Annotated in this window: 25 protein-coding genes and 1 pseudogene; 13 read left to right on the top strand and 13 right to left on the bottom strand. The window is 67.8% G+C overall.

Annotated features, from left to right (window positions below; all coding sequences use genetic code 11):
- Positions 1-18 precede the first annotated feature (18 nt).
- The 3 genes from ACQPXG_RS02480 (at position 19) to ACQPXG_RS02470 (ending at position 2,665) form a co-directional block, all read left to right on the top strand.
- Positions 19-1,002 (top strand): NAD(P)/FAD-dependent oxidoreductase, encoded by a 984-nt coding sequence (locus ACQPXG_RS02480; RefSeq protein ID WP_433465957.1) that lies wholly within the window; start codon positions 19-21, stop codon positions 1,000-1,002.
- Entirely contained in the window at positions 999-2,198 is a 1,200-nt protein-coding gene (locus ACQPXG_RS02475; RefSeq protein ID WP_433465956.1) for a Cmx/CmrA family chloramphenicol efflux MFS transporter, read from the top strand. Before ACQPXG_RS02480 ends, ACQPXG_RS02475 begins: the two co-directional genes overlap by 4 nt.
- A gap of 215 nt (positions 2,199-2,413) precedes the next feature.
- Positions 2,414-2,665: a hypothetical protein gene (locus ACQPXG_RS02470; RefSeq protein WP_433465955.1), complete on the top strand. Its 252-nt coding sequence runs from the start codon at positions 2,414-2,416 to the stop codon at positions 2,663-2,665.
- A 179-nt stretch (positions 2,666-2,844) separates the two neighbouring features.
- Here ACQPXG_RS02470 and ACQPXG_RS02465 read toward each other — a convergent pair whose 3' ends face one another.
- The 5 genes and pseudogenes from ACQPXG_RS02465 to ACQPXG_RS02445 form a co-directional block, all read right to left on the bottom strand.
- Positions 2,845-3,435: a hypothetical protein gene (locus ACQPXG_RS02465; RefSeq protein ID WP_433465954.1), complete on the bottom strand. Its 591-nt coding sequence runs from the start codon at positions 3,433-3,435 to the stop codon at positions 2,845-2,847.
- Between the two features lie 121 nt (positions 3,436-3,556).
- A complete protein-coding gene (locus ACQPXG_RS02460) occupies positions 3,557-4,132 on the bottom strand; it encodes an N-acetyltransferase family protein (RefSeq protein WP_433465953.1) in 576 nt (191 codons plus the stop codon).
- The gene (locus ACQPXG_RS02455) at positions 4,132-4,482 is read right to left on the bottom strand and encodes an ArsR/SmtB family transcription factor (protein WP_433465952.1); all 351 of its coding nucleotides are present in this window, start codon (positions 4,480-4,482) and stop codon (positions 4,132-4,134) included. Before ACQPXG_RS02455 ends, ACQPXG_RS02460 begins: the two co-directional genes overlap by 1 nt.
- Positions 4,483-4,553: 71 nt before the next feature.
- Positions 4,554-4,947 (bottom strand): annotated as a pseudogene (locus ACQPXG_RS02450) (phosphotyrosine protein phosphatase).
- A complete protein-coding gene (locus ACQPXG_RS02445; protein WP_433465951.1) occupies positions 4,944-5,333 on the bottom strand; it encodes an ArsR/SmtB family transcription factor in 390 nt (129 codons plus the stop codon). The pseudogene ACQPXG_RS02450 and the gene ACQPXG_RS02445 overlap by 4 nt, the downstream one beginning before the upstream one ends.
- A gap of 97 nt (positions 5,334-5,430) precedes the next feature.
- On the opposite strand from ACQPXG_RS02445, the gene ACQPXG_RS02440 reads away from it, so the two are divergent.
- On the top strand, positions 5,431-5,946 hold the full coding sequence (locus ACQPXG_RS02440; protein WP_433465950.1) for an ArsI/CadI family heavy metal resistance metalloenzyme: 516 nt from the start codon (positions 5,431-5,433) through the stop codon (positions 5,944-5,946).
- A 28-nt stretch (positions 5,947-5,974) separates the two neighbouring features.
- Here the strand turns inward: ACQPXG_RS02440 and ACQPXG_RS02435 are convergent, their stop codons facing one another.
- On the bottom strand, positions 5,975-6,571 hold the full coding sequence (locus ACQPXG_RS02435) for a GNAT family N-acetyltransferase (protein ID WP_433465949.1): 597 nt from the start codon (positions 6,569-6,571) through the stop codon (positions 5,975-5,977).
- A 594-nt stretch (positions 6,572-7,165) separates the two neighbouring features.
- Between ACQPXG_RS02435 and ACQPXG_RS02430 the strand changes: the two genes are divergently transcribed.
- Positions 7,166-7,414 carry a hypothetical protein gene (locus tag ACQPXG_RS02430; protein ID WP_433465948.1) on the top strand — a complete coding sequence of 83 codons (249 nt, stop codon included), beginning with the start codon at positions 7,166-7,168 and terminating at the stop codon, positions 7,412-7,414.
- Between the two features lie 189 nt (positions 7,415-7,603).
- Here the strand turns inward: ACQPXG_RS02430 and ACQPXG_RS02425 are convergent, their stop codons facing one another.
- Positions 7,604-8,161 carry a dihydrofolate reductase family protein gene (locus ACQPXG_RS02425; protein ID WP_433465947.1) on the bottom strand — a complete coding sequence of 186 codons (558 nt, stop codon included), beginning with the start codon at positions 8,159-8,161 and terminating at the stop codon, positions 7,604-7,606.
- A 648-nt stretch (positions 8,162-8,809) separates the two neighbouring features.
- On the opposite strand from ACQPXG_RS02425, the gene ACQPXG_RS02420 reads away from it, so the two are divergent.
- Positions 8,810-9,610, top strand: a complete 801-nt coding sequence (locus ACQPXG_RS02420) for a pentapeptide repeat-containing protein (protein WP_433465946.1) — start codon at positions 8,810-8,812, stop codon at positions 9,608-9,610.
- Positions 9,611-10,386: 776 nt separating this feature from the next.
- Positions 10,387-11,829 (top strand): group II intron reverse transcriptase/maturase, encoded by a 1,443-nt coding sequence (gene ltrA, locus ACQPXG_RS02415; protein ID WP_433465945.1) that lies wholly within the window; start codon positions 10,387-10,389, stop codon positions 11,827-11,829.
- A gap of 164 nt (positions 11,830-11,993) precedes the next feature.
- Here the strand turns inward: ltrA and ACQPXG_RS02410 are convergent, their stop codons facing one another.
- Positions 11,994-12,569, bottom strand: a complete 576-nt coding sequence (locus tag ACQPXG_RS02410; protein WP_433465944.1) for a Uma2 family endonuclease — start codon at positions 12,567-12,569, stop codon at positions 11,994-11,996.
- Positions 12,570-13,294: 725 nt separating this feature from the next.
- On the opposite strand from ACQPXG_RS02410, the gene ACQPXG_RS02405 reads away from it, so the two are divergent.
- Complete coding sequence (locus ACQPXG_RS02405) at positions 13,295-14,158, top strand: tyrosine-type recombinase/integrase (RefSeq protein WP_433465943.1); 864 nt, start codon at positions 13,295-13,297, stop codon at positions 14,156-14,158.
- A gap of 649 nt (positions 14,159-14,807) precedes the next feature.
- On the opposite strand, the gene ACQPXG_RS02400 is transcribed toward ACQPXG_RS02405, so the two are convergent.
- Entirely contained in the window at positions 14,808-15,212 is a 405-nt protein-coding gene (locus ACQPXG_RS02400) for a DUF3592 domain-containing protein (RefSeq protein WP_433465942.1), read from the bottom strand.
- 1,394 nt (positions 15,213-16,606) lie between these two features.
- Between ACQPXG_RS02400 and ACQPXG_RS02395 the strand changes: the two genes are divergently transcribed.
- Positions 16,607-17,719, top strand: a complete 1,113-nt coding sequence (locus tag ACQPXG_RS02395) for a hypothetical protein (protein WP_433465941.1) — start codon at positions 16,607-16,609, stop codon at positions 17,717-17,719.
- Here the strand turns inward: ACQPXG_RS02395 and ACQPXG_RS02390 are convergent.
- Positions 17,662-18,573, bottom strand: a complete 912-nt coding sequence (locus ACQPXG_RS02390; protein ID WP_433464066.1) for an IS3 family transposase — start codon at positions 18,571-18,573, stop codon at positions 17,662-17,664. The genes ACQPXG_RS02395 and ACQPXG_RS02390 overlap by 58 nt on opposite strands.
- On the bottom strand, positions 18,570-18,884 hold the full coding sequence (locus ACQPXG_RS02385) for a transposase (protein WP_433461962.1): 315 nt from the start codon (positions 18,882-18,884) through the stop codon (positions 18,570-18,572). Before ACQPXG_RS02385 ends, ACQPXG_RS02390 begins: the two co-directional genes overlap by 4 nt.
- 87 nt (positions 18,885-18,971) lie before the next feature.
- On the opposite strand from ACQPXG_RS02385, the gene ACQPXG_RS02380 reads away from it, so the two are divergent.
- Positions 18,972-21,713: a tetratricopeptide repeat protein gene (locus tag ACQPXG_RS02380; protein WP_433465940.1), complete on the top strand. Its 2,742-nt coding sequence runs from the start codon at positions 18,972-18,974 to the stop codon at positions 21,711-21,713.
- Positions 21,714-21,871: 158 nt separating this feature from the next.
- Here the strand turns inward: ACQPXG_RS02380 and ACQPXG_RS02375 are convergent, their stop codons facing one another.
- Both ACQPXG_RS02375 and ACQPXG_RS02370 read right to left on the bottom strand, forming a co-directional pair.
- Positions 21,872-23,035, bottom strand: a complete 1,164-nt coding sequence (locus ACQPXG_RS02375) for a hypothetical protein (RefSeq protein ID WP_433465939.1) — start codon at positions 23,033-23,035, stop codon at positions 21,872-21,874.
- Positions 23,022-24,119, bottom strand: coding sequence for a hypothetical protein (locus ACQPXG_RS02370; protein WP_433465938.1), 1,098 nt, complete (start codon positions 24,117-24,119; stop codon positions 23,022-23,024). Before ACQPXG_RS02370 ends, ACQPXG_RS02375 begins: the two co-directional genes overlap by 14 nt.
- 128 nt (positions 24,120-24,247) lie before the next feature.
- Between ACQPXG_RS02370 and ACQPXG_RS02365 the strand changes: the two genes are divergently transcribed.
- The 3 genes from ACQPXG_RS02365 (at position 24,248) to ACQPXG_RS02355 (ending at position 25,229) form a co-directional block, all read left to right on the top strand.
- Positions 24,248-24,526, top strand: coding sequence for a hypothetical protein (locus ACQPXG_RS02365; protein WP_433465937.1), 279 nt, complete (start codon positions 24,248-24,250; stop codon positions 24,524-24,526).
- A gap of 202 nt (positions 24,527-24,728) precedes the next feature.
- On the top strand, positions 24,729-24,956 hold the full coding sequence (locus ACQPXG_RS02360; protein WP_433465936.1) for a hypothetical protein: 228 nt from the start codon (positions 24,729-24,731) through the stop codon (positions 24,954-24,956).
- A 30-nt stretch (positions 24,957-24,986) separates the two neighbouring features.
- On the top strand, positions 24,987-25,229 hold the full coding sequence (locus ACQPXG_RS02355; RefSeq protein WP_433465935.1) for a hypothetical protein: 243 nt from the start codon (positions 24,987-24,989) through the stop codon (positions 25,227-25,229).
- Positions 25,230-25,234 lie beyond the last annotated feature (5 nt).

Raw genomic sequence — 25,234 nt, 5'->3', positions numbered from 1 at the left:
GCCGCGGAGGTGATCGCCATGATCAAGGCGACGAACGACCTGGCCGGCGGCGCGCCGCGCACCGCCGGCGACGGGACCTACGACGTGGTGGTGGTCGGTGCCGGTGCGGCCGGCCTGAATGCCGCCCTCCTTCTGGGGCGGGCCCGCCGCAAAGTGATGATGATCGACGCCGGCGAGCCGCGCAACGCGCCCGCCTCGCACATGTACGGCTTCTTGTCGCGCGACGGCTCGGACCCCGCGACCCTGCTCGAACTCGGCCGCGCCGAAATCGCCCGGTACGGCGTCCGGCTGGTCCAAGGCCGGGTCGAGGCGATCGACCACGGCTACGACGTCCGCATGGTCGGCGGGCCCGTGTTCCAGGCCCGCCGGGTCCTGATCGCGACCGGACTGCGGGACGAACTGCCCGACATCCCCGGCGTGCGCGAACGGTGGGGCAAGGACCTGCTGCACTGCCCCTACTGCCACGCCTACGAAGTCCGTGACCAGCCACTCGCCGTCCTCGGCACCAGCCCGGGCGCCGTGCACCAGGCCCTGCTCCTGCGCGCCTGGAGCGACGACGTCGTCTTCTTCACCCACACCCTTGAGCTGTCGGCGCAGGACCGGGAAAGGCTGGAGGCGCGCGGCCTGCGCATCGTCGAGGGCCGGATCGGACATCTGGTGACCGAGGACGACCGGCTACAGGGCGTCGCTCTCACCGACGGCCGGATCGTCCCCCGCGCCGCCGTCTTCCTCTTCCCACGCATGGTCCCGCAGGACGAACTGCTGACCCGGCTGGGCTGCGCCAACGACGGCAACGGCTGGGTCACCACCGACCGCACAGGCCGCACCAGCGTTGACGGCGTCTGGGCCACCGGCAACGTCATCGACCCGCGCGCCCAGGTGGTCACCGCCGCAGGCATGGGGTCGGCCGCCGCCTTCGCCATCAACACCGACCTGCTGGAGGAGGACGTCGACCACGCCGTCCAGCGGCGTCGTGCCGAGGCACGGGGCGACGGCCGATGAGCGTGGAAACGGCACGACGGCAGGCGCCGATCTCTCGCGGGAGGCTGCCGCTCGGGGTCTACCTGCTCGCGTTCAGCCTGTTCGCGATGGGCAGCGCGGAGTTCCTGCTGGCCGGGGTGCTGCCGGAGATCGCCGCCGACCTCCGGATCAGCCTGTCCTCCGCCGGCGCGCTGATCTCCGCGTTCGCCGTCGGTGTCGTGATCGGCGGGCCTCCCTTCGCCATCATGACGCTGCGCTGGCCGCGGCGCGCCACACTGGTCGGCGCGCAGGCCGTCTTCGCCGTCTCGGTGGCGGTCGGCCTCCTGACCGGCGACTACACGGTCCTGCTTGCGACCCGCTTCATCTGCGGCCTCGCCTACGCGGGGTACTGGGCGGTCGCGGCGGTCACCGCGATCGGCCTCGTCACGCCCGACCGCACCGCACGCGCCTCCGGCGTCGTCGTCAGCGGGCTCAGCTTGGCGATGATCGCCGGGGGCCCGGCAGGCGCGCTGCTCAGCTACTTCACCGGATGGCGGGGCGGATTCTGGGGCGTGGTCGCCCTCACCACCGCCGGCGCGATCCTTTGCATGCTCGCGGTGCCGGCGACTCGGGCGGACGCAGAGCCCAGCGTGAGGCGGGAGCTGGTGACGATGAGGCGGCCGCAGCTGTGGGTCGTCTACGCCGCCACCATCCTGAGCACCGCCGCCTACATGATCTCGTTCAACTACCTCGCGGCGCTTCTGACCGACGTCACCGGCGTCCCCGGCGTGTGGGTCCCCGCGGTCCTCGCGCTGTTCGGCGTCGGCGCCTTCATAGGCCTGTCCATCGGAGGCAGGATCGCCGACAGGGAGCCCACCCGGGCACTTCTGACAGGGGCGATGGGGATAGTGGTCAGCTCGATCCTGCTGGCGGCCCTCGCCCGTCATGCGTCGGCCGTCGTCCCTCTCGTGCTGCTTCTTGGGGTCGCCGGCTTCGTGCTGAACCCTGCCATCTACGGGCGGGTGTTCACCATCGCCGCACAAGCACCGACACTCGCCGGCGCCACCACCGTGTCCGCGTTCCAGCTCGGCATCAGCCTCGTCCCGGCCCTCGCCGGGACCGCCCTGAACGCCGGCTTGGGCCTCACGTCCGTCACCTGGATCGGCGCCGGCCTGGCCACGGCCATCGTCCCGGCCGTCCTTACAGACCGGACGCTGTCGCGCCGCCGTCCACCGTGACCTCAGCCGGGCCGCGGCTGCGCCAAGGCCCATGCGCACTGGGTGTATGCGCTATGCCGACAGCCGGACTCTGTCGTGCCGGAGCGTCGCCCACCTCAAAACAGACCTGCTGCACCGACTCTGACATCGGCTCCATCTTCCGGACTGTCTGCCTCGTAGACAGCCGAAAACCAAATCTTGGACGACGTGGTCGTCCAAAAGTGGGGAGAAACCCGATGAACTGCAAGGACGAGCCCGCGCGGTTCGGACTCACCTGGCTGAGCCTGGGCTGCTTGGTCCCCGACGGCACCAGCGTCGAGGAGGCCGAGCAGAACCTCCTGGGCCAAGCCCGCGAAGCCTGGCCTGCCGTCGCCGAGTTCGAGGTTCGGCGCTTCATGACCCCCGACGACTATGAGGAGTCGAGCGACTGGTCTGTGCCCCCCGGCTATCCCACAGTGATGGTCAGGCCCAGGCCCCAAGCCGACTGAATCCCGCGTGGTCGCTTGCGGGAGCGGCCTGCCTTCGTGTCGTCCGCGACGCGTGGGAACCATCGCCGCCGCTTCGGCGGCCACCACCTACCGGACCGGCCTGCTCCCCCAAGGGAGCAGGGCCGGTCCGTTTTCGTTCCGCGGAAAGCCCGCCGGAGCGTCGGACCTCGCGGGTTCCTTCAGTTACCGCTTGAGGCGCGGTCGAGGCCGGCCTTCCGGGCCAGCGCGTCGGCCTCCGCAGTCCCCCGCGCGGCCTTGCCCTTCGCCCGCCGTTGCCGGTAGAGCAGCACGGGGAGCCCGCCGCCCACCGGGGAGGTGACCCCGCCGAAGCGCCGGTCGCCCGCGAACCACACCAGCTCCGGGTGCGCCCGCCGAGACCGGGCCTTGGGAGAGCGGTTCAGCAGGCCCCCGCCGAACGGGGCCGTGTGCCCCTGCGCGAACTCGATCGTCACTCGCTGCCCGGCGCCGCCGGAGATCATGTCGAAGGACGCGGGGAAGGCCTCCCAGCCGTACGTCCGAAGAACGCGCTCGGTGCGACGCAGCGCGACCATCGCCGTCGCCTCCAGGGGCAGCGCCAGCAGCACGAGCAGCAACTCGGCCACGAAGATGAGCGCCGGTACGCCGAGCAGCACACAGATCGGGACGACCGCCACGGCCGCCGCGACGGTGGCGATGAGCCACAGCCGAAGCCGGCGCGCCCGCCCGCGCACGTTCTCCCTCGTCGGGGCGTGCTCCCAGGCGGGTCCAGGCGGCGGGGGGACCTCGATCATCAAGGCGTGATGCTAGCAGGACGCCATCGGTCGCCCGTGTGCTCGGCCGCCAGGGCCGAGTGCTCCCCGAACCGCTTGCACGACGACCAGGGCCCGGGTGGCCCCGCGATGTGGCGCAGGGTCATAGGACGGCGGAGCTGCGGCGTTCGAGTAGGACGACGTCGCGCCATTGACCGTGGAGTCGCCCGAGGCGGCGGCGGGTCCCGACAGTGCGGAATCCGGCCTTGGTGTGCAGGCGGAGGCTGGGGGTGTTTTCGGGGAAGACACCGGTCTGGATGGTCCAGATGCCATCGGCCTCGGTGGCGGCGATGAACGTGGTCAGCAGTGCGGCGCCGATGCCTCGGCCACGGGCCTTGGGGCGGACGTAGATGCTGTGCTCAACCACCCCGGCGTAGCAGCACCGGTCAGAGCCGGGGCTGGCAGCGATCCAGCCGAGCACGTTGTGACGCGGGTCTGCGGTGGGGTCGGTCGCGACGTACCGGTACTGGTCGAGCCTGGTGGCGTCAAACGCCTCCCAGGTGGGGGCGGTCGTCTCAAAGCTGGCGTGTCCGGTGTCCAAGCCGTGCTGGTAGATCGCCAGCACCTGGTCGGCGTCCGCGTGCTGCATGGCGCGGATGGTGATGCCGGGGTCCTGGTGCTGGTGAGTTGGCATGGTGCCTGGCGGCGAGCAGTTCGCGGCGGTACTGGGGTCAGCCATCAGGTGTTTCCCTCGGGCGGACAACTCGGCGTGATGGGGGCCGGGAGCCCCATGACGAGATCGGCGGCGGTGGGGAAGCACCGCACGCACGCCTGGTTGATCCGGTAAAAGCGGGCGGTGCCGTGCTGGTCGACCAGGACGAACCGCACGTCCGAGAGCACTTTGAGGTGCGCTGAGACGGTCGACTGGCCGACATGGACTGCGTCTACGATCTCGCCGACGTTCATCGGCCGTCCCCGGCGGGCGAGGAGGGACACGATCTGGACGCGGGTCGGGTCGGCCAGTGCCTTGAACCAGGACGCGTACTCGGTGGCGGTCGGCCGATCGAGCGGCCCTTTCTCCTCGTTCATCGTCCATCGACGATAGACGATAGACGATGAAAAGTGCATATGGAAGGGCGGGGGCCTGGTGCCGGGAATCGTCAGGCGTCGGCGGGCAGGAGTTCGGCGAGCAGGGCGCGAACGCGGGCGTCGATCTCGTCGCGAATGGGGCGGATCTTGTCGGCAGGCTGGCCGGCGGGTCGGGAAGCCGCCAGTCCAGATACCGCTTGCCGGGGAAGACGGGGCAGGTGTCGCCGCAGCCCATGGTGATGACCACGTCGGCGGACTGGACGGCCTCGCCAGTCAACCCCCCGCCTCGGCCATCACCTCGGCTACGGCGGGGTTGACGGTGTCGGCGGGCGCGGATCCGGCCGAACGGACACGGACGCGCCCGGCGGCATGGTGGTCCAGCAGCGCGGCGGCCATCTGAGAGCGTCCGGCGTCGTGGACGCACACGAACAGCACCTCGGGCACGGCGGACGCAGTGCCGGTCATGATGCGGCGGGAACGGGCACACGCGAACCGAGAGCCGCCGACAACCGCTCCAGCACCCCCGGATTGAGCCAGTAGTAGACCCAGGTCCCGCGCCGTTCGGAGTCGACCAGACCCGCCTGCTTGAGCACCTTGAGGTGATGACTGATCGTCGGCGCGGTCAACTCGAACGCGTCGGTCAGGTCGCACACACACGCCTCGCCACCCTCGTGGCAGGCGATCAGCGACAGCAGCCGCAGCCGCACCGGATCGGCGAGCGCTTTGAACAGCGGCGCCAGCTCACCGGCCGCGGCGTCGCTCAACGGTTCACACGCCAGCGGTGTGCAGCATGCCCCCTCGCCGTCGGCGGCGGCCGGGCCAGGAGTCAAGATCGGCAGCTGTTTAGACATGTCTCTAATTTGACATCCTTCTATCCATCAATGCAAGCTGAGGCCAGTAGCTGATTAGACAACCGTCTAAACAGCGCTCGACCGGAGGAGGCTCCACATGTCTCGCGTTCAGCTCGCTCTGCGGGTGTCCGATCTGGAGGGCTCGATCGCCTTCTACTCCAAGCTGTTCGGCACCGAGCCGGCCAAGCTCCGGCCCGGCTACGCCAACTTCGCCGTCGCCGAACCGCCCCTGAAGCTCGTCCTGATCGAGGGCGAGAACGGCGAGCCGACCCGCATGGATCACCTCGGCGTCGAGGTGGAAGACTCCAGCCTCGTCCACGACGCGACCAAGCGGCTCGCCGACGCCGGACTGGCCACCCTGGAGGAGAACGACACCTCCTGCTGCTACGCCCTCCAGGACAAGGTCTGGGTCCACGGCCCCGGCGGCGAACCCTGGGAGGTCTACACGGTCAAGGACGACGCCGACACCCTCGGCAAGAGCACCGCCGCCACGGGGGAAGGCGACGCCTGCTGCGGCACCTCGGCATGCTGCACACCCGACGAACAGGCCCTCGACCCCGCCCAGACCCCGGCTGAGGCCAAGACCGCAGCCGGATGTGCCTGCACGGCTTGATCCATCACCAGGCAGCCATCCACGGGTTCTAGCGTTCTGGCAGCGTTGCGTGTGGAGATGTGGGCGCGATGTCGATCATGGTGTTCGTGATCGCCCATCGTTCGTGGTCTCGCCAGGCTCCATCGATGTACAGCAGTTCGGGCGAGTAGCCCTCATGCCGGAAGCCGACTCGTCGCACCAGCCTGAGGGAGGCGTGGTTATCGGGCTGTATCTGGGCTTCGAGCCTGTGAAGTTGCAACTGCTCGAAGGCGTAGCGCACGACCAGCGCGAGTCCTTCTGTCATGTAGCCCTGTCCGGCGGTGGGCGCGAAGGCAGCGTAGGCGATGGACCCGGATTGAAACCGTCCCCGGATGATGCTGTTGACGTTGACCACACCAGCGATGGCTCCACTGTCGCGCACGCAGATCAGCACCGATTCCTCGGCGGGCTGCTCGTATCGCGTGAGGTAAGCCTGGAACTGCTCTGATGTGGACGGCAGAGCCATCCACGGGCGGTGGAGCTCCATACTGGCACTCACCAGCTCAAGGAACTCCTTCTCATCGTGCCTGGCGAGGTGACGCAGGGTCACCCGGCAGGACGCGTCCGGCTGGTTGTCCAGAAAGGCTTCGATCGCCGCATCGTTCACGGACGGACGGTACCCGGCACCTGGAGAGATAGACGACCGTTGCCCCTGCCTCGAACATACCGAGCAAGCGACACGGCGGAGTCGGCCTGGGAAGGACCCACACCAGCCGCAGGGGGCGGTTGCGGCGGCCGCGCGGGCGGCTGTGGTCCACCCCGGTAGGGTCCCCACGGACGCTGTCCAGCGCTCGTCAAACAACCCCCTCCCAAGATCGGACGGGGGGCTGTGACGTGGAAGCCGCCTAGCGGACCAGCCTCGTCCGCTGACCTGCTCGGCAGCCTTCCGTGCACCACTCGGTTCCGCCACCGTCCAGCCAGTCCAGACCGCCGTGAGCACGCGCGTCAGCAAGCCCGAGCGCTCCGCACCGGCCCGTCCAGGGTGCTCGTTCGCGCGAACGGCGCCTGCCCGTGGCGGAGTGTCTCGCACGAACGAGCGTCCCGGGCCGCGGGGGCCGCGGTGTCAGTCTCCGGTTCAACCAGCGCAACCACCCGGGACCTCACCTGAAAGATCGACCATCCCGCTTGCCGATGGCGGCGACGCCACGACGGTCTTCCCCGGAGCATGCCTTCATCATCACGACAAAGAAAAGAGTCCGAAATGAACATTGCCTTAATCGTCGCTGCCGTGCTGGGCGTCCTGGCGGGGCGCGCCGCGAGGACGAAGGACTGGGCGGCCATCCCCATGGCCGTCGTGGGGATCGTAACTCTCCTCCTGGCGGGCAACAAACTTCCCGCCGTCGCTATCGCTGCCGTGCTGGGCTTCCTGGCAGGGCTGCCGAAGAAGAACTGGGTGGCTTACGTCGGAGCCGGCGGACTGCTCTTGGCCGCGCTGCACTTTACGCAGTGAGCCGCAGGGCGGCCGCCCAGAGGACCAGTAGTCCCATGGCCTAACCCCGCTCCGATCTCATTCGCGGACGGGGTAACCCCAGTGCCCCGGCAGAGAGACTTCAGGTCTCTCTGCCGGGACATTTTCGTCATAGGACCCGAGAACTGCAGGTGGGGCCAAGGCATTCTCGGTTAGCACGCTTGCCGGGTCTTACTCGTCGGCCGGCGCGTACACCAGTTCGAGGACTCCGGATGGGAAGGCCGTGCTCTTCACCAAGCGCAGGTTCACGGCCTGATCCAGCTCGGGGAACAGCGGCGCGCCCTTGCCGGTGACGGCGGGCAGCACCCAGAGCCGGTACTCGTCGACCACGCCGAGCTTGATCAGGGAGTGCATGAACTCGGTGCCGCCGGCGGCGACGAGGTCCTTGCCGGGCTCGGCCTTGAGCTTGGCGATCTCTTCCCTCGTGTCACCGCCGGCAATCCGGGTCTCGGGCCAGTCGTCGGCGGTTTCGAGGGTGCGGGAGAACACGACCTTGGGGATCTCGTTCATGGCCTTGGCGGACGGGTGGTCGGAGTTGGGCCAGTATCCGGCCATGATCTCGTAGGTGTTGCGGCCCATGAGGAAGGCCCCAGCCTCCCACAGCCGGCTGACGAAGTACTTTTCCTGCTCGGGGTCGTCGATGCTCATCATGACGTCCCGGATTCCGTTGTCCCCGTCAGCGCTCTTACCGTCGAGTGAGACGTAAAAGCCCAGAATCAACTTCCGCATCCGGTGCCTCCATGTGGGTCTTCCCCCGCCGGGACGGTCCCAGCGTCCACCGCTCGATCAACTCGTGCTCAGTGGCTGATCACTCGCAGACTCAGACCGCCGGTCCCCCCAAAACTCATCGCGCTTCAGGCCATCGACATGATCAAGAAGAAGGGGGCGACGCGATGGCCGTGGACACCCAGCGTGGCCCCTGACGCGACGAGGGCGCGCGTAGATCCCCCTGGGGAATGCCCCCTGATTGCCCGCCGATTTCCGCTGACCTGGCCGCCTAGCGTTCCCATCGCCCGTCCCCTGGCCTGCGACGCTTGGGCCGGCGGAGTCGTACAGGCATGCATGGTCCGGCACCCCCGCACCCCGACCGTCCGCCTTTCAGAAGTTGCAACGACCGTGATCCCGCGGAAGGTGCCAAGGTAGACGGTGCTCGTACTGCCCGGCCTTTCTCCGCTGGGCACGGTCGACGAGCGAGGCACGCGGGTCGGCTGCCAGCTCGTACACCTCGACCTCGAACGGGTCGGCGTCGCACTCGATGAGGTGGCTGAGCGCCTTCCGGTCCTGCTCGACGGTGGACGGACCTACGGAATCCCCAGCACACCCCGATACTCGTCGCCCCATGGTCACGATGGCGGTCCTGCTCGTACCGTCACGGGCATGAGGCGGATCGCTGCGTGGACTGTTGTGATCACCATCGTGGTGGGTGTTGTGCTCGGCGGGTGTGTCGCGTTTGCTCCTGGCTGGATCGTCCGGCATGACCTTGGTGCGCACGGTCTGGCCACCCTGTCGGCAGCCGACCGGTTGAAGGCCACAAACGACGTACGGGCGACCGTACTGCAGGGCCTGGCGGCTCTGGTCGCCCTGGGCGGGGTGGGGCTGGGTGCGGCCGTGACGTTGCGTCAGATACGCGTCAGCCGGGAAGGCCAGTTCATTGACCTGTTCACCAAGGCCCTTGAGCAGTTGTCGAGCGAAGAAGTGGTCGTGCGACAAGGCGGTGTGTACGCCATGGAGCAGATCGCCGGGGCCGCCCCGCACTACCGAGGCCACATCGCGGCGCTGCTGGCCGGCTTCGTCCGGCAGCAGGCGCCGTGGCCGCCGTCACGGCCGTTGGAGGAGATTGAGGCCGAACGGCGGAGCTATACCGGTGGGCTGCGCGATGACATCGGGGGAGCCATGGCGGCTCTCAGCCGCCGGACGATGATCCTGCCGGGAACCGGCATCGAACTGGAAAAGGTCGATCTCCGGGGTGCTGACCTGGCCGGCCAGAACCTGAGCAGGTTCTGCTTCGTGGGCTCCAACCTTGAAGGTGCCACGCTCGCCGGATGCGATCTGTCCCACACAACCCTCGCCGACACCGTGCTGAAGGATGCCGACCTTTCCGGCGCGACGCTGACCGGAGCGGATCTGACCGGGGCCGACCTGACTGGGGCCATAGGTGTCGACCAGACTCGGTCGTGAGATCCCCTTGATCACCCTGGCCAATTCCCACTAATGGCCCGCCACCATAGCCGCTGAACTGCGCATCCTCGGCCTGATGGGAACCGACAGCACTCCGAATCGCCCGAGGGCAAGTGGACCCGGAGCACAAGGTCGGCCAGGCCCGAACACCGGAAGCCGCATGGCGTGCGCCACGAGGCGCTGTTTGACCGTGCGGAGGTGAAAGGACTCCGCTGATGGCCCGTCGTAGCGGGTCGTTGAAGTTGGAGGCAGCCTGATCCCGGAGACACGGGTGAGGGCGGGAGCAGCCTCGACAACGTCGGGACGTGCCGGTACTGCCAGATGGCACGGGTCCGGTTAACGAGTGGGAAAGGTGTACGTGAGGAACCAGTGGTGTAACGCCCTTCAAGGCTTCCACCAGCTCAAATCTGGCGGATATGGGCTGGGTAGCGGTGCGCACCCGCCGGGCGATGCCTGGTGGGGAACTCCTGGGCCGGTTGTCGCGCTTGGTCGGGAGGCTCTGGTGAAGGACTACGGCGTAGCCAGAGCGATGCCGCAGGGGCATAGCTGGACACCTCCTCCCACAAACGGTCAACAGTGAACGTGGGAACCATCTCGTACTGCTCCCCGGTCCGTCTCTTCCAAGGACGGGCTGGGGATAGGCGTGTCGTCCGCCGAAGGTGCGTGGTGGGGCGGAGCCTGCGTAGTACTCCGAGCGCGGGAGAGCCGCGCACATGGGGAAGGCAGGCAGCAGTTTCAGCAGGTAGGGACGTCATGTCAGGAGGTCGCCTGTGAATATGGGCGAACTGCTGCTTGAGCCGGAACTGGCCGAGTGGCGGGTACTGAGTATTCAGAACAAGCTGCACCGTTGGGCCGGTGAGGATTCCTCTCGGCGGTTTGATGATCTGTTCAATCTGGTCGCTGACCCGGCGTTCCTCGTGATGGTGTGGCGTCGGGTCCGGAGTAATACCGGGTCTCGGACGGCAGGCGTCGATGGGCTGATAGCCCGCGACATCCCTGCCGGATGGGGCGAGGAGACGTTCCTGAACGGGTTGCGGGAGCAATTGCGCTGCCGCACGTTCGAGCCGCTGCCGGTCCGAGAGCGAATGATTCCCAAGCCGCGCTCTTCCAAGAAGCGCCGGCTGGGCATCCCCGTGCTCGCTGACAGGGTCGTTCAGGCGTCGCTGAAGCTGGTCATGGAACCAATCTTCGAGGCGGAGTTCCAGCCGTGCTCGTTTGGGTTCCGCCCGAACCGGCGTGCGCATGACGCGATCGCTGAGATTCACCACATGGGCTCCCATCGCTACACATGGGTGCTGGAGGCGGACATCGAGGCGTGCTTCGACACCATCTCGCACACGGCCCTGATGGACCGGGTGCGCAGACGAATCGGAGACAAGCGCGTGCTGGCGCTGGTGAAGGCGTTCTGCAAGGCCGGGATCCTTACCGAGCTCGGCCAGCGGCAGGAGACGACCGCCGGTACTCCGCAAGGGGGCATCCTGTCGCCGCTGCTGTCCAACATCGCGTTGTCGGTGCTGGACGACTGGTTCATGGACCAGCATCAACGGTCGATGGCGACGGTCAGGCAGAGGGACGCTCGGCGGCAGAAGGGTCTGGCGAACTGGCGACTCGTCCGCTACGCGGACGACTGGGTCGCCATGGTCAACGGGACTCGTGCTGACGCGGAGCAGCTGAGGGAGGAGGCCGCCGGGGTTCTGACTCCGATGGGCTTGCGCCTGTCGGAGAGCAAGACCCTGGTTACCCACATCGACGACGGTTTCGTGTTCCTGGGGCACCACATCCAGCGGCGCCGAAAACGCGGAACCCAGACGTGGACCGTCTACACCTATCCGAGTAAGAAGGCGCTGAACTCCATCATCGCCAAGGTGCGGGCAGTGATCCACCCAGGACAGTCGAACCTGAGAATCCTGTTGATCCGCCTCAACGCGGTGATCCGAGGATGGTGCAACTTCTTCCGCCACGGCTCGTCCAAACGGACGTTCAGCTACTTGGCCCAATACGTATGGCACCGCGTCTGGTGGTGGCTGCGTAAGAGGCACGGTGGCCTGTCGTGGAAGAAGATGCGGACCCGGCTAATGAACGGCGGCTGGGAGTTCACCGCAGATGGGATCACGCTCCTGGACGCCGGAATGATGCCGGTCACCCGGTATCGCTGGCGGGCCTGGGACATCCCAACACCCTGGTCACGGCTAACAGCAGAGCCATCACCAACGGCATGAACCTGTGGAGAGCCCGGTGCGGTGAGAGTCGCACGCCGGGTTCGGAGGGCGGGCCGGAGAAACGGACCAGCCGCAAGGCTGGCACCGCGCTCCGGTCCGACCCCTACAGCGATCACCGCCTCTCCAGGCGGCTGTCCTGGCGGGCTGCCTCGCGCTACACGATGTCAGCGTTCGCGAACGGACTTGAGGTCGATGTCGAGGGCGAAGGGCTGGGTCGCTGTGATCCGGTCGTGGTGCACGCCGGTGGCGACATATGCGCCGCTGGAGTCGTCCAGCTCATAGGTGTAGACCGCGAACGCCGGTGCGGTCTGGTCGGTCTCAACGCGCCAGTAGTGCCTGATGCCGGCTGCCGCATACAGGGCCGGTTGCATCCGCCGGTCCTTACGCTTGGTCGACGGGGATACCACCTCGGCGACGAGGGTGACCGACTCGGCATGGATAGGCCGGTCATAGGGGTCGTGCTCGGTCGAGTACACGACGATGTCGGGAGCGATCTCGACCGGTTCCACCTCGTCGTCGTCCAGGAGCACGTCCACATCCGTGTCCACCTGCCAGGCGTCGGGGGCGGCGTCTTCGATGCGGGTCGCCAGGCGCCGCGCGATGCGCTGGTGGATCGGGCGGGGCCGTGGGCTCACGACAAGTTCTCCGTGGATGAGGCTCACGCGTACTGGGAGGTCTTCGGGCAGCGCCTCGTAGTCCGCCCGGGTCCAGGTGTCACCGGACGGCAGCGGAAGAGTCATTGCGGGCATGGCTCCTGGGTGCCTCCGGTCGGGGTCGGTACGGATACTCACCCAGAGTACCTTCGGCACATCTCCCCAAGCCTCCGCCGTGGCAACCGCTCCGGCACAAGCCTCAAGCTTCACCCTCGCTCAGGGGCGGGAGGGAGACTGAGCGGTGAGGAGTGAGACGGTGGCGCAACCAGCCTCTGGTACCGGTGGCCTAATTGCACGTTGATTGCACGGCGGCGTTCTGAGCCAGAAACGATCAAGGCCCAGGTTCGGGGATCATCTCCCTGAACTGGGCCTTCTCAGTGGAGCGGGTGACGGGAATCGAACCCGCGCTGTCAGCTTGGGAACCATTGCGAACTCGGCTGTCACCCTCGCTGACCTGGCGTTCGACCGTCCCGCAAGTGACCGTGAGTGCCCTCACTGACCGCCCCTAATGGCACGCTAATGGCACGACGGCCTAGCGGTGACCTGGGTGGTCACCACGGGCAAGAGCTTCAAGCGTCGTGCGCGGCTAGTCCTAGCCGCCTTGGCTCGCTGAGCGCGGAGGCCGGCAGCCCTGGTGATGTGGGCGGATGTTGCGTCGCCGAACGCCGAGCGGCACGAGCACGGATGCCGGTACCGCGGTGATGGCTGCTGGGTTGCCGACATCGGCCCAGCGAACACGGTCTTCCGTAACGAAGCCACAAAGCTACACCGTGGCGCGAAACCAAAAGGCCGAGGAGGCTGAAATGACTTCAATGACCGTTTCGCTGGGGCGCTCCCTCAGGGGCGCGGAGATCATGGCCATCGTCAAGGCGGTCGCCGAGCAGACCGGCGAGGAGTTCCACACCGCCCACGACTACGTGGACGGCGACGTCTACCGCATCCGCCAGTGGGGCTACGCGGACTTCGGCCTGCTCGTCAGCCCCTCGCGGGATGAAGAGTTCATCCGGCCGGACGCGTCGTACGACCGGGTGGTCGTCAGCAGCCATCAGTGGTTCGTTCCGGGTGAAGACGCCAACTACGACCCCGACAGCCACGAAAGGGTCATCAACGTCGTGCGCGAGTTCGGCGAGGCGCTGGGCCGTCACCTGTCCGGCGCGACCGAGGCAGAGGGTCGGCCGTGTGGCCGCAGGAGGTCACCGTCTGTGCTCTCTGCCAGCGCATCGTCTCGGGCACCTACGGCGTGCTGCGCTGTGCGGAGGACGGGGAGAACTCGCCGACGCGCACCATGCAGGTCATGCCCGTGGCCAGCTGAGCCGGGACCGAGAGGTTCTAGCGTGACCATGTTCCGCACCCAGGCCATGGCCTGGGTGCGGAACGCCTTTGCATCGTGGGCTCGGGCGCTGGAGAAGGCAGAGCTGGAGATCGGTGCGATCCATCTCCATGACCTGAGGCACACGGGCAACACCTACGCGGCTGAGTCCGGGGCCTCGCTGGCTGAGCTGATGAACCGGAGGGGACACACGTCTACGCGGGCCGCGGAGGTCTACCTTCACGCGCGGCGAGAGCGTGACCGCGAGATCGCCTCGTCGCTCGGCAAGATGACCAAGCGAGAGCTCAGAAGGCCCAGAAGCAGAGCAAGATCAAGCGATCGGGCATGTAGCGGGCACGGTGGCTGATGAACGAAAGACGCCCAGCGTCAGTGAGGAGTCACTGGTCTGGGCCTTCGACTTGGGAGCGGGTGACGGGAATCGAACCCGCGCTGTCAGCTTGGGAATAGTTTCGATCTTGCCTGCTGCACCCGCTGACCTGGCCTCGCACCGTACCGCAAGTGACCGTGAATGCCCCTTGATCACCCTGCCTAATGGCCCGCTAATGGCCCGGCGCCCCAACCGCTTACCTGGGCACTCTCCTGCCCTCGTGGCCCGTCGCCGCCTATCCCGCACGGGCTGACAGCGGCCAGTCCAGATTCCCCACGTACGGCCAGTTGCGATGTCACTCTCCGTTGAGTGTGGTCCGGCACGGTGCCCCTGCCGGAGACGCAGCACGACGGTGTTTCCAGTACCGCCGGCTATGGAGGGCGCCCATGGGACCTGGCCAGGGTCTCGGACCTGTGGGGGATGTCCTAGCCAAACATCGGGCCGGAGATGCCTTCAGAGAAGGCGAAGAAGTAGGGCGCACAAAGGGCTGATGCCGAGGAACATCAGGGCGAGGCCACCGCGGACGATGCGGCAGGCATCCGCCGGTCATGGCCTTCGAGGCGCAAGCGTGGCTCGCCCCCCAAGACCGTCCGCGGACCGGCGGCCAAGGCGTGCCGGGTCATATCGTTCATTCGGGGCCGAAGAGCAGGGACAGGACGAAGGCGAGCGTGAAGCATAGCCCGAAACAGACGAAGACTCCGCCGACCCAGCCGCCACGCATCGACGTGCCCTCAACAAAGGCCACGGTGGGCTTCTTGGGTTGGTACAGGACTTTGACCGGGCTCCCCTCACGCAGGCGCTGCGTCCCGATGTCGCCGCCCTTGGTCGTGATCTCGCGCCCGTCCTCGGTGACGAACTCGACGGTCGTCTCCCGGATGGTGCTCCCGTTCTCCCCGAAGATGACGTCGAGCTTGGTGATCCGTCCGGAGACGCGCACCGCGCGGGCACGGAACAGCCTGGCTCTGACCAGCAGGACGATCCCGGCCACGGTGAGGCAGACCCCGAGGACGACCAAGAACGACAACTCGTCCACGAAACCTCCCGGTCGCCTGCGCGGCCCCTCGACCGGACCGTCCGCGGCAGGCTACAGGGACCCTGCGAACTCCGGGATGCCGGGGCGGTCCAGCCAATCAGTGGGGAACCCCAACTGGCCGCTGACAACGGGCACGCTCACCCTCGACGCCATCCCGGTGGGGGGCCGGCGTCCCGGTCGGCGGCCACGGTAGTGGAGCAGAAGCGGCGAGTGCGGCGAGTCGACGTCGAGCGCGCTCCCCGCCTCGGCGTCCTGCGACCCACCCGGCTCGGCTGGCACATGCGGCTGCGGCTGCGACTCCACGACGGCCCGGTCCCGACCGACTACGAGAAGGCCGCTGACCTCGGCCTTCTGGGTGAGCGGGTGACGGGAATCGAACCCGCGCTGTCAGCTTGGGAACCAAACCGATCACACCTCCTGAGGCGGCTGACCTGGCGGCCGAGCCTGCCACGAGTGACCGTGAGTGCCCCTAGATCACCCTGACTAATTGCCCGCTAATTGCCCGCCAACGTAGCCGCTGACCTGCACCGAACCCCCCTCCTGCCGCCGGCCCTGGCCCACGGCCGCAGAGGCACACGGCGTTCCGGGTGCTCGCTCGCTCACAGAGGGCCCCAGCCCCAAGGCGGCAACGTGCCGGTCAGAGCAAGATCCGGACGGTACGCGTGGGGGCGCCGCTCAGGGTGCCCACAACAACTGGAGGTACACGATGAACGGATCCGGTAACTCGCAAGAAGGCTCGGAGCCGTCGAAGGACGAGTCGGAGTCGCCTTCGGGTGGCTCGGGCCAGTAGTACCCGAGTGACACATCAGGAGCGGTCCCCGGCCTCGCCGGGGGCCGCTCCACCTGCCTCTCGTGATCATCCGGTCTCCGGGCGCTGGCACGTGATCGATTCATTACGAGTCTCACGAACAAGATCCGCACCCGTCCAGATCCGTCCCCTGGCCTGCCCTGGAGCCCCTCCGTCGCGTCCTCTGGCTCTACCCGTGTCCAGGCTCGTCCAGGACTGTTGTTAGCACTCGTGTTAGCACGCCCGGGATACCTCCGCCACGATCCGGAGTGCTCGTTCGCGCGAACGGCGGTCAAGGTGTGACAGGCAGTTTCGCGCGAACGAGTGCTCCGGTGCGCGGGGGGCTGGGGGCTGCGAAGCCCCTCGCTTCGGGCTCGTCCAACCCGCCTGATCGCTGGCGTGTCGCGATCGCCCCTACCTGACAGGGATGGGCCACCCCGGGTCTGGTGGAGGCTCCCGTCCACGACGATTGGGTGAGCCGGTCTATCTTGCTCGCAGATGTGCTGTCTGGTGGTGCGCCGGGGGGTGATCCGGCCATGTTGGGCCACGACCGATGTGTTGGTGTGGTTCGGGCGTGTTGGTCTTGGTTACCGGTGATGCTGGGGTCATGAGGAGCGGGGGCCGTGGGCGGCTGGTCTGGTTTGTGCTGCTTCTGGTAGCGGCAGGTGTGGTGGCAGCCGCGGTGCCGATGCTGCCGGAGTCATGGCCGTTGGCGGTGCGGGCGCTTCTGGGGGTGCTGGGAGCGATCGCGGCGGGGGCCGCCGGCTCATACGTCAGTGAGGTGATCACTGCCCGCCGCAAGATCGCGGAGGACCGGCAGGCGGCCGTGGCGGAGTGGGAGGCGCGCCGACGCGCCCTGGTCACGACCCGTGAGCTGGTCGCGTCTGATCAGAGTGTGGCGGGGTTGCTGCGGCCCGAGCGTGCGGTGGTCGAGTTCATCGGACGTGAGGATGAGCTGGCGCGGTTACGGGCGTGGTGTGCCAGTGAGGTGGTGTGTCCGGTATGGCTGGTGACCGGGCGGGGCGGGGTGGGCAAGACCCGGCTGGGGCTGCGGCTGGCCGAGTCGCTGCCGTTTGACCAGTGGGAGTGCCAGACGGTCAAGCCGGGGGGTGAGGTCGCGGCGGTGAAAGCGGCGGGCCGGGTGGGCCAGCGGGTGTTGCTACTGGTCGACTACGCCGAGACCCGCCCGGAACTGGCGGCGATGTTGGCCGAGGTGGCGGCACGTGAGGCGATGGGGGATGCGCGCGGGTTGCGGGTGCTGCTGCTGGCCCGGCAGGCCGGGGAGTGGTGGACCGTGCTGGACACCGAGTCGGACGCGACGCGGGCGCTGGCGGCGCGGACCCCGGTGTTGGAGTTGACGGCGGCGCTGGACGATCAGCGCGACGACGTCCAGGTGATCGAGGAGGCGTTGCCGTTTTATGCGGCGGCGCGGGGGCGGCCAGTCCCGCAGGTCAGGTTCACGGTTGACTCGGCGGTGCGGCTGCCGGTGCTGGTGTTGCATGCGGCGGCGCTGGTGGCGGTGCTGGATGACGAGCAGGGCAGTCGCGGGGGGCGGGCGGCGGCAGATTTGGGGGTCCTGGATCGGCTGCTGGGGCATGAGCGTCGGTTGTGGGACAAGACCGCCCGGCAGGCTGTCAATCCCCTCAAAGCGTGGAGACGGTGTTATGCCACTTCGGCCCTGAGCTGGGCCGTTGATGCTCTGCGGGTTTCTGCCATCTGACGCTCGAACGTGATCGGGGCGAGCCCGTCGTTGGCGCTGTGCCTGCGGCTGGTGTTGTAGAAGTCGGCGATCCAGGTCGCGACCTTGATGCGGGCCTCGGCGCGGGTGGTGAAGCGGTGCCGGTGGACGAACTCGACCTTCAGAGTGCTGTTGAACGCCTCGGCGGCGGCGTTGTCCAGCGCGCAGCCGACCCGGCCCATCGACTGCACCACGCCCAGGGCGCGGCAGGCCGCGGCCGTGCGGGCCGCGGTGTACTCCGATCCGCGGTCGGTATGGAAGATCACCCCGTCCACGTCACCGCCTCTGGTCGCGGCCGCCATCTGCAGCGACGCCACCGCCAGGGCCGCATCGTGGTGCTCGCTCATGGCGTGGCCGAGCATCCGGCGCGAGAACAGGTCCTCGACCGTGGCCAGATACAGCGGTCCCTCGTCGGTGTCGATCTGCGTCACGTCCCCGCACCACAGCAGATCCGGCGCCACGGCGGTGAAGCTGCGGCGCACCAGGTCGGGCGCGGCCGGCCGACGTCCCGGCCGGGTCAACGACCGCCGCCGCCCCGGCGGACGCCCGGCCAGACCGAGCTCGGCCATCCGCACGGCAACGGTGTTGACCGAGACCCTCCAGCCCTCCTCCCGCAGATCATCGGTGATCCGCGGGCTGCCGTAGGTGCCGCCCGAGGCGGTGAACAGCCGCTTGATCGCCTCGTCCAGCCGGGCCCGCCGCTGCTCGCGCGCGGTCGGGGCGCGGTTGATGTGCTTGTAGAACCAGGACTGCGAGACCTCAAGGGCCCGGCAGGCGATCGCGTGCGGGATGCCGTGCTCGGTCCTGCAGGACGCGATGAACTCCGCGACGATCACCGGTTCATCGAGTCCTTCACCCACAGGACCACTGATCGCTTGAGCACCTCACGCTCCATCTCAAGCTCAGCGCGTTCCTTGGCCCACTCGGCCTTCTGCCGGCGCAGCCGAGCCAGCTCCTCACGCTCGGACCCGCGCAACGCCTCGCCCGCGGCCTCCCGCTCACGGTCGACCTTCATCCAGTTGTGCAGCGTGTAGGGGTTGATCCCCAGATCCCGCGCGACCTGCGCGACGGGCTTGCCGGTCTCCTTGACGATCCGCACCGCTCCCTCACGGAACTCCGGATCGAACCGGCGTCTCTTGTCTCCCACGACCCAACCATCTCTCTGGTTCAGGTCTCCACGCTACGAGGGGAGGCACAGGCCGGGCTGACGGTAGCTCTGCCAGTTTTGCAACAGGTGATCGCGGCGGCCGTGCTGCTGCTGGACGCTCAAGAGGGTGAGGAGGCCGCGGTCCGGCAGGTGATCCGGCGTGTCCCGGACTTGGCGGTCGCCGATGAGGAGCGGGTGGGAGCGCTGGCGCGGTGGCTGCGGCAGCTGTATCCCGGTGAGGGCGAACGGGTGGATGTGTTGCGGCCGGATCTCTTGGCCGAGCGACATGCCACCGACCAGCTCGCCGGACACGAGTTGTTGCGCGGGGCCTGTTACACCGACTTGGAGTTGCCCCGGGCGGTCCAGGCGTTGACGGTGCTGACCCGCGCCTGCGCTCATCATGACCGTGCCCCTGAGCTGCTTGACCAGGTGCTGCGGCAGAACCTCATGGGCTTGGCCGATGCGGCGATCGTGGCCGCCGTCCAGACCGGTACCCGGCTGGGTGACCTTTTGGCCGGTGCTTTGGAGGATGTTCCGGCCCGAGTGGAAGACCTTCAGCACATCGCCGGGCAGATCCCTTATCCCACGGTGGCGCTGGCGACTGCTGACGCGGTGGTCACCCGCCGGGTTCGGGCGCTCCTGCCTGCTGACGCCGACCCTGCCGACATCGCCCGCTGGAGCGGACAACTCGCTGTCGTCCTGGCCCAGTTGGGTCGGCGGGAGGAGGCACTGGAGGCCATCACCGAAGCCGCTGCGGTCCACCGCACGCTCGCCGAGGCCCACCCCGACGCCTTCCTACCCGACCTGGCCATGTCACTGAACAACCAGTCCAACCGCCTGTCGGACCTGGGTCGGCGGGAGGAGGCACTGGAGGCCATCACCGAAGCCGCTGCGGTCCACCGCACGCTCGCCGAGGCCCACCCCGACGCCTTCCTACCCGACCTGGCCATGTCACTGAACAACCAGTCCAACCGCCTGTCGGACCTGGGTCGGCGGGAGGAGGCACTGGAGGCCATCACCGAAGCCGCTGCGGTCCACCGCACGCTCGCCGAGGCCCACCCCGACGCCTTCCTACCCGACCTGGCCATGTCACTGAACAACCAGTCCGGGTGCCTGTCGGACCTGGGTCGGCGGGAGGAGGCACTGGAGGCCATCACCGAAGCCGCTGCGGTCCGCCGCGCGCTCGCCGAGGCCCACCCCGACGCCTTCCTACCCGACCTGGCCGGCTCACTGAACAACCAGTCCAACCGCCTGTCGGACCTGGGTCGGCGGGAGGAGGCACTGGAGGCCATCACCGAAGCCGTCCAGATCCGCCGCGCGCTCGCCGAGGCCCGCCCCGACGCCTTCCTACCCGACCTGGCCGGCTCACTGAACAACCAGTCCGGGTGCCTGTCGGACCTGGGTCGGCGGGAGGAGGCACTGGAGGCCATCACCGAAGCCGCTGCGGTCCGCCGCACGCTCGCCGAGGCCCACCCCGACGCCTTCCTACCCGACCTGGCCATGTCACTGAACAACCAGTCCAACCGCCTGTCGGACCTGGGTCGGCGGGAGGAGGCACTGGAGGCCATCACCGAAGCCGTCCAGATCCGCCGCACGCTCGCCGAGGCCCACCCCGACGCCTTCCTACCCGACCTGGCCATGTCACTGAACAACCAGTCCAACCGCCTGTCGGACCTGGGTCGGCGGGAGGAGGCACTGGAGGCCATCACCGAAGCCGTCCAGATCCGCCGCACGCTCGCCGAGGCCCACCCCGACGCCTTCCTACCCGACCTGGCCGGCTCACTGAACAACCAGTCCAACCGCCTGTCGGACCTGGGTCGGCGGGAGGAGGCACTGGAGGCCATCACCGAAGCCGCTGCGGTCTACCGCACGCTCGCCGAGGCCCACCCCGACGCCTTCCTACCCGACCTGGCCATGTCACTGAACAACCAGTCCGGGTGCCTGTCGGACCTGGGTCGGCGGGAGGAGGCACTGGAGGCCATCACCGAAGCCGTCCAGATCCGCCGCGCGCTCGCCGAGGCCCACCCCGACGCCTTCCTACCCAGCCTGGCCATGTCACTGAACAACCAGTCCAACCGCCTGTCGGACCTGGGTCGGCGGGAGGAGGCACTGGAGGCCATCACCGAAGCCGTCCAGATCCGCCGCACGCTCGCCGAGGCCCACCCCGACGCCTTCCTACCCGACCTGGCCATGTCACTGAACAACCAGTCCAACCGCCTGTCGGACCTGGGTCGGCGGGAGGAGGCACTGGAGGCCATCACCGAAGCCGCTGCGGTCTACCGCACGCTCGCCGAGGCCCACCCCGACGCCTTCCTACCCGACCTGGCCGGCTCACTGAACAACCAGTCCAACCGCCTGTCGGACCTGGGTCGGCGGGAGGAGGCACTGGAGGCCATCACCGAAGCCGCTGCGGTCTACCGCACGCTCGCCGAGGCCCACCCCGACGCCTTCCTACCCGACCTGGCCATGTCACTGAACAACCAGTCCGGGTGCCTGTCGGACCTGGGTCGGCGGGAGGAGGCACTGGAGGCCATCACCGAAGCCGTCCAGATCCGCCGCGCGCTCGCCGAGGCCCACCCCGACGCCTTCCTACCCAGCCTGGCCACAAGTCTTGCTGTGCTGGGAAGGGCATTGGTTGACCTGGATCGAGTCGAGAAAGGAACGCGATACCTCATCGAGGGACTCTCGATTGCTGTAGATCGTGATCTACCGGAACTGGCACGCGCCTGCACCGAGTTGCTCCGGCAGGCCCATGCGCAGGATGCCAGTGCGGTCACTGCTACCTGGCGTCAAGTCACGGGTGAGGATCCACCTCAGTGGCTTCGGTAAGTTCTAGCGTGTCACAGGCCGGTCGGTCGGGGCGGGACCGGCCCGGAGAGGCCGCACGCCCGCCCCGGCCGAACCGGCTGGCGCCCGCCTGCGGGCGCCCTTGAAGACGTAAAGAAAGTCCTCATCCGGCGGGCGGGTGCCCTAGCTAACCTTGGGTTTTAGGTGCCTTGGCCGCCGATGGTCGGGCCCGCTGGCCAGAGGGCTGCTAGGTCCGTGGGTGTCAGCGGGTCTCGGTAGGCGGCCTGGAGGACGGTCGTTCTGGTTGTGCTGTCGGCCTCGGCGAGGTTGGCGAACCAGTCGATTCCGGCGGGGTAGGCCCACAGGTAGGAGCGGAGTTGGGGGTTGGCTCCGCGGTCGGTGAGGACGTCGGCGATTGCTGCGTCTGTGGTCCAGGGCATGCGGAAGCGTGCGTGATCGGCCAGTTCGGCGATGCTCGCGCCTTGGTTGAGGGCTACATGTAGCTCGGCGCGGACGAGTTGGGTGTAGTGGTCGAACTTGGTGCGGGTGGCCAGTAGCTCGTCGTCGGGAGCAACGAACAGGGGGAGCGCTTGGGCAAGTCCTTCTAGGAGGACTTGTTGCGGGGCGTGGACCGACATCAGGCGGACCCAGGGGACCTCTTCGGCGGCAGCTCGGGCTGACCAGCTCGCGCCCTGGAGGCCGTGGCCGAGGACCTCGTGCAGGGCGAATTGGCGGGCAGCGACCTTGGTGAAGCTGGCGCGGCGGAGGTTGAGACGGAGCCGGACCTTGTTGCCGGCACCGTCCAGCCAGTACGACCAGTAGGCATCGACTTCGGTGGCCTCGATGGTCAGGTTGAACGGGGCCGTGCTGCCGGTGATCTGGCGGACGGCGGTCTCGTAGTCGGCGGCGGCCTGACGGATCGCGTCGGGCGCCTCGTCGGTCTCGATGGGGCCTTCGACGCCGGTGAGGTCGCGGGCGGTGTCGGGTCCCCACCCGATGCCCAGGGCGGCGAGTGCTTGGCGGGCCTGGTCGCCGCGGTGGGTGATGTAGCCGTCCTGCCATCCAGCGGCGGGGCATCCCTGAGTGGCCTGCACGTAGTCGTTCAGGGGTGGGTGTTCGCCCAGGAGGGCGCCGAGGTAGGCGAGATCTGCGGTCAGGCGGGCGGTGAGGCGGTCGGCTCCGGCTTCGGCGGCCTGGGCGTGGAGGTCGGTGAGGCGCTGATAGACCGCTAGGCGGCTGGTAGCTGGGGCGATGGCCTCGATGGTGGGGGCGCAATCGAAGTCGATGACGGATACGGCTCCGCGGCCGGTTTCGTATGCGTGCCAGGATCGTAGGGTCGTTTCGATCTCGTCACGCAGGTTCACGGATCACTTCCCAGCGCAGCGTCACGGCCTGGTTCGGGCGAAGGTGGTCACGGGTCAAGGTCATGACGGCGTCCTTGCCGTCGATGTCCCAAACGAGGCTATCTGTGGCGGAGTTCTCCGAACCGTCCGGGTGTTCCTCGGTGGCGGTACAGCCTGCGATGTCGATGTTGCGTTGCCTGACGTTGATCTCGTAGCGGCGGCAGTAGCGGGGCATCGATTCGCGCCAGTAGTGGTTCATGTCGAACTTCCCAGCCTCGCAGACATAGCCGACGCGTGCCCACTCCCCCGGCCGCAGTGGTGGCGAGATTTGAAAGGCGAACTTGGCGAGGTTGGTCGTGTCGTGGATGCGCTGGATGGCGATGCGCCGGTCAATATCGGGGACCGGCTTGATGGCAAGGGGGCCGGTGGTGTGCTCGAACCAGACTTCGCGGGACACGCGGGCCTGCGACTTGTCGCCGAGGTTCAGCATGTCGAATCGGTATTCCAGCCGTGCGGTGCCGTCTTCGGCGATCTCAATGTTGATCGTCTTCGCCAGCTCGACGACGTGACCGGACAGGCCGGCAAGCTCGGTGATGTCGGCGTCGTTCAAGCGGCGTTCGTGCTGGAGTTGGAGGAGTCTGCGGCCCAGGTCCTGGGCGTGGTCGCTGGCGGTCTCCCTCGTCCCTGAAAGCCGGGCCTTGGCGGCTGGGATGGTCCGAGCGGTGGCGCCCCAACTGATCTCGCCGGTCTCGGGGGTGTCGATGTGGTGCTCAAGGGTGGCGAGTAGCTCGGCGACGTCTGAGGCCATGGGCTCGTCGGGGTTGCTCTGCGGCTGGTTGGACTCCTTGGGCGGGCATGGCTCGAAGAGCTGTTCGGCCGTCCAGCCGGGGAGCATCGTCTCCAGAACGCGACAGTGATGGGGGTACGGGAGCCCCTTTAGTTCGCCGCTCAGCCAGCGGTGGAACTGTGCCCGGCTGGGCCAGCTGCCGACAAGGTCAGAGTCGATGCCCTTTGCCGCTTTGTCGTATTCGACGCAAAAGGTCTGGTGCGTCTGCCAGTGCTTCTCACGGAGAAGGACCTTGAGCCGTACGGGGGGATTCGCCATTACCAGCCTTCCGACTGGCAGTAACGTAACACAGACGAGCATCAGACGAGACAAGGCGAGAACGATCCGTCCTGGATGCGATACAGGCGGTAATGCGATGTGACGCGTCTCCCGGCCACCTTGGGAGTGTGAACACCGAGACCACTCCCGAGATCGAACTGTTGGCGGGTCTGCGGGCTGAGCTGACCGAGTACGAGGTCCGATCCGAACTCCGTGAGAACGTCGCGGGCCTTGCCGTCTTCACCGACGTGCGCGGCGTCTTCCTCTGGGTCTTCGTCGGCTACTCCGGCCGGTACTTCTCCTGGGACCAGGCGGACCGTCAGCACCCGGTCAACGACATCCCCGGGGCCGCTCGCCGCCTTGCCGAGCAGGTCCGTCCGGGTGGGGCTGAGCTGGTGACCTCGTGAACGAGTCCACCGATTCCGGCACGTCGGCGCTGGTTCGGCGTCTGCAGGGCGGTTTGGAAGCTGACTTCCCGGGCTGGCTGGTCGCGCGTGAGCGCTCCGGCCGGTGGGTCGCCACTCGGTCGGGGTGGGGCGCCTTGTACGGGCAGAGTGCGGCAGAACTCCGCAAGCGGCTCGTGCGGTTCACCGGTCAGGGGGATGCGCGATGACCAGTAGCCGGCGGGCGGCCGTCGTTCAGATCAGCCCTGCACGTCCATCGATGATCAGGAAGAAGGCGGTCGGGCTGACTGAGGAAGAGCGTCAGATTCTTCTCGCGGAACTCGCCGAGATTGCTGCGGAACTCGATGAACTTCACGCGCGGACGCGTCAGATCACGGCTCGGGTTCACGGGGCCGAATCGGCCTTCCCGCCTCGCGAGACCGGGGCGGCCTGAGATGAATGACTTCACATGAGGAAGCCTGCGATGGAAACGCGTGCGCACATCAATGACCCGGCGCTCCTCCAACTCCAGGAGGAGTTCACCGGTCACCGTATCTGGCGGTCTCGGCGTTGGGACGGGCGTCCCGGTGACTGGGTGGCGACGTTGCACGATCCGGCCGCCGGCGTTGACCCGACGGTGATCCGCTCGGACTCGGCGTCCCTGCGTGAGGCACTGAGGCAGGAGCGGGAGCGTGCGGGCCGTCCGGTCATAAAAAGGGCCTGGTGATGGTG

Source organism: Spirillospora sp. CA-128828 (genome assembly GCF_050945415.1).
Taxonomy (GTDB): domain Bacteria; phylum Actinomycetota; class Actinomycetes; order Streptosporangiales; family Streptosporangiaceae; genus Spirillospora.
This window is presented reverse-complemented; position numbering and strand designations above follow the sequence as displayed.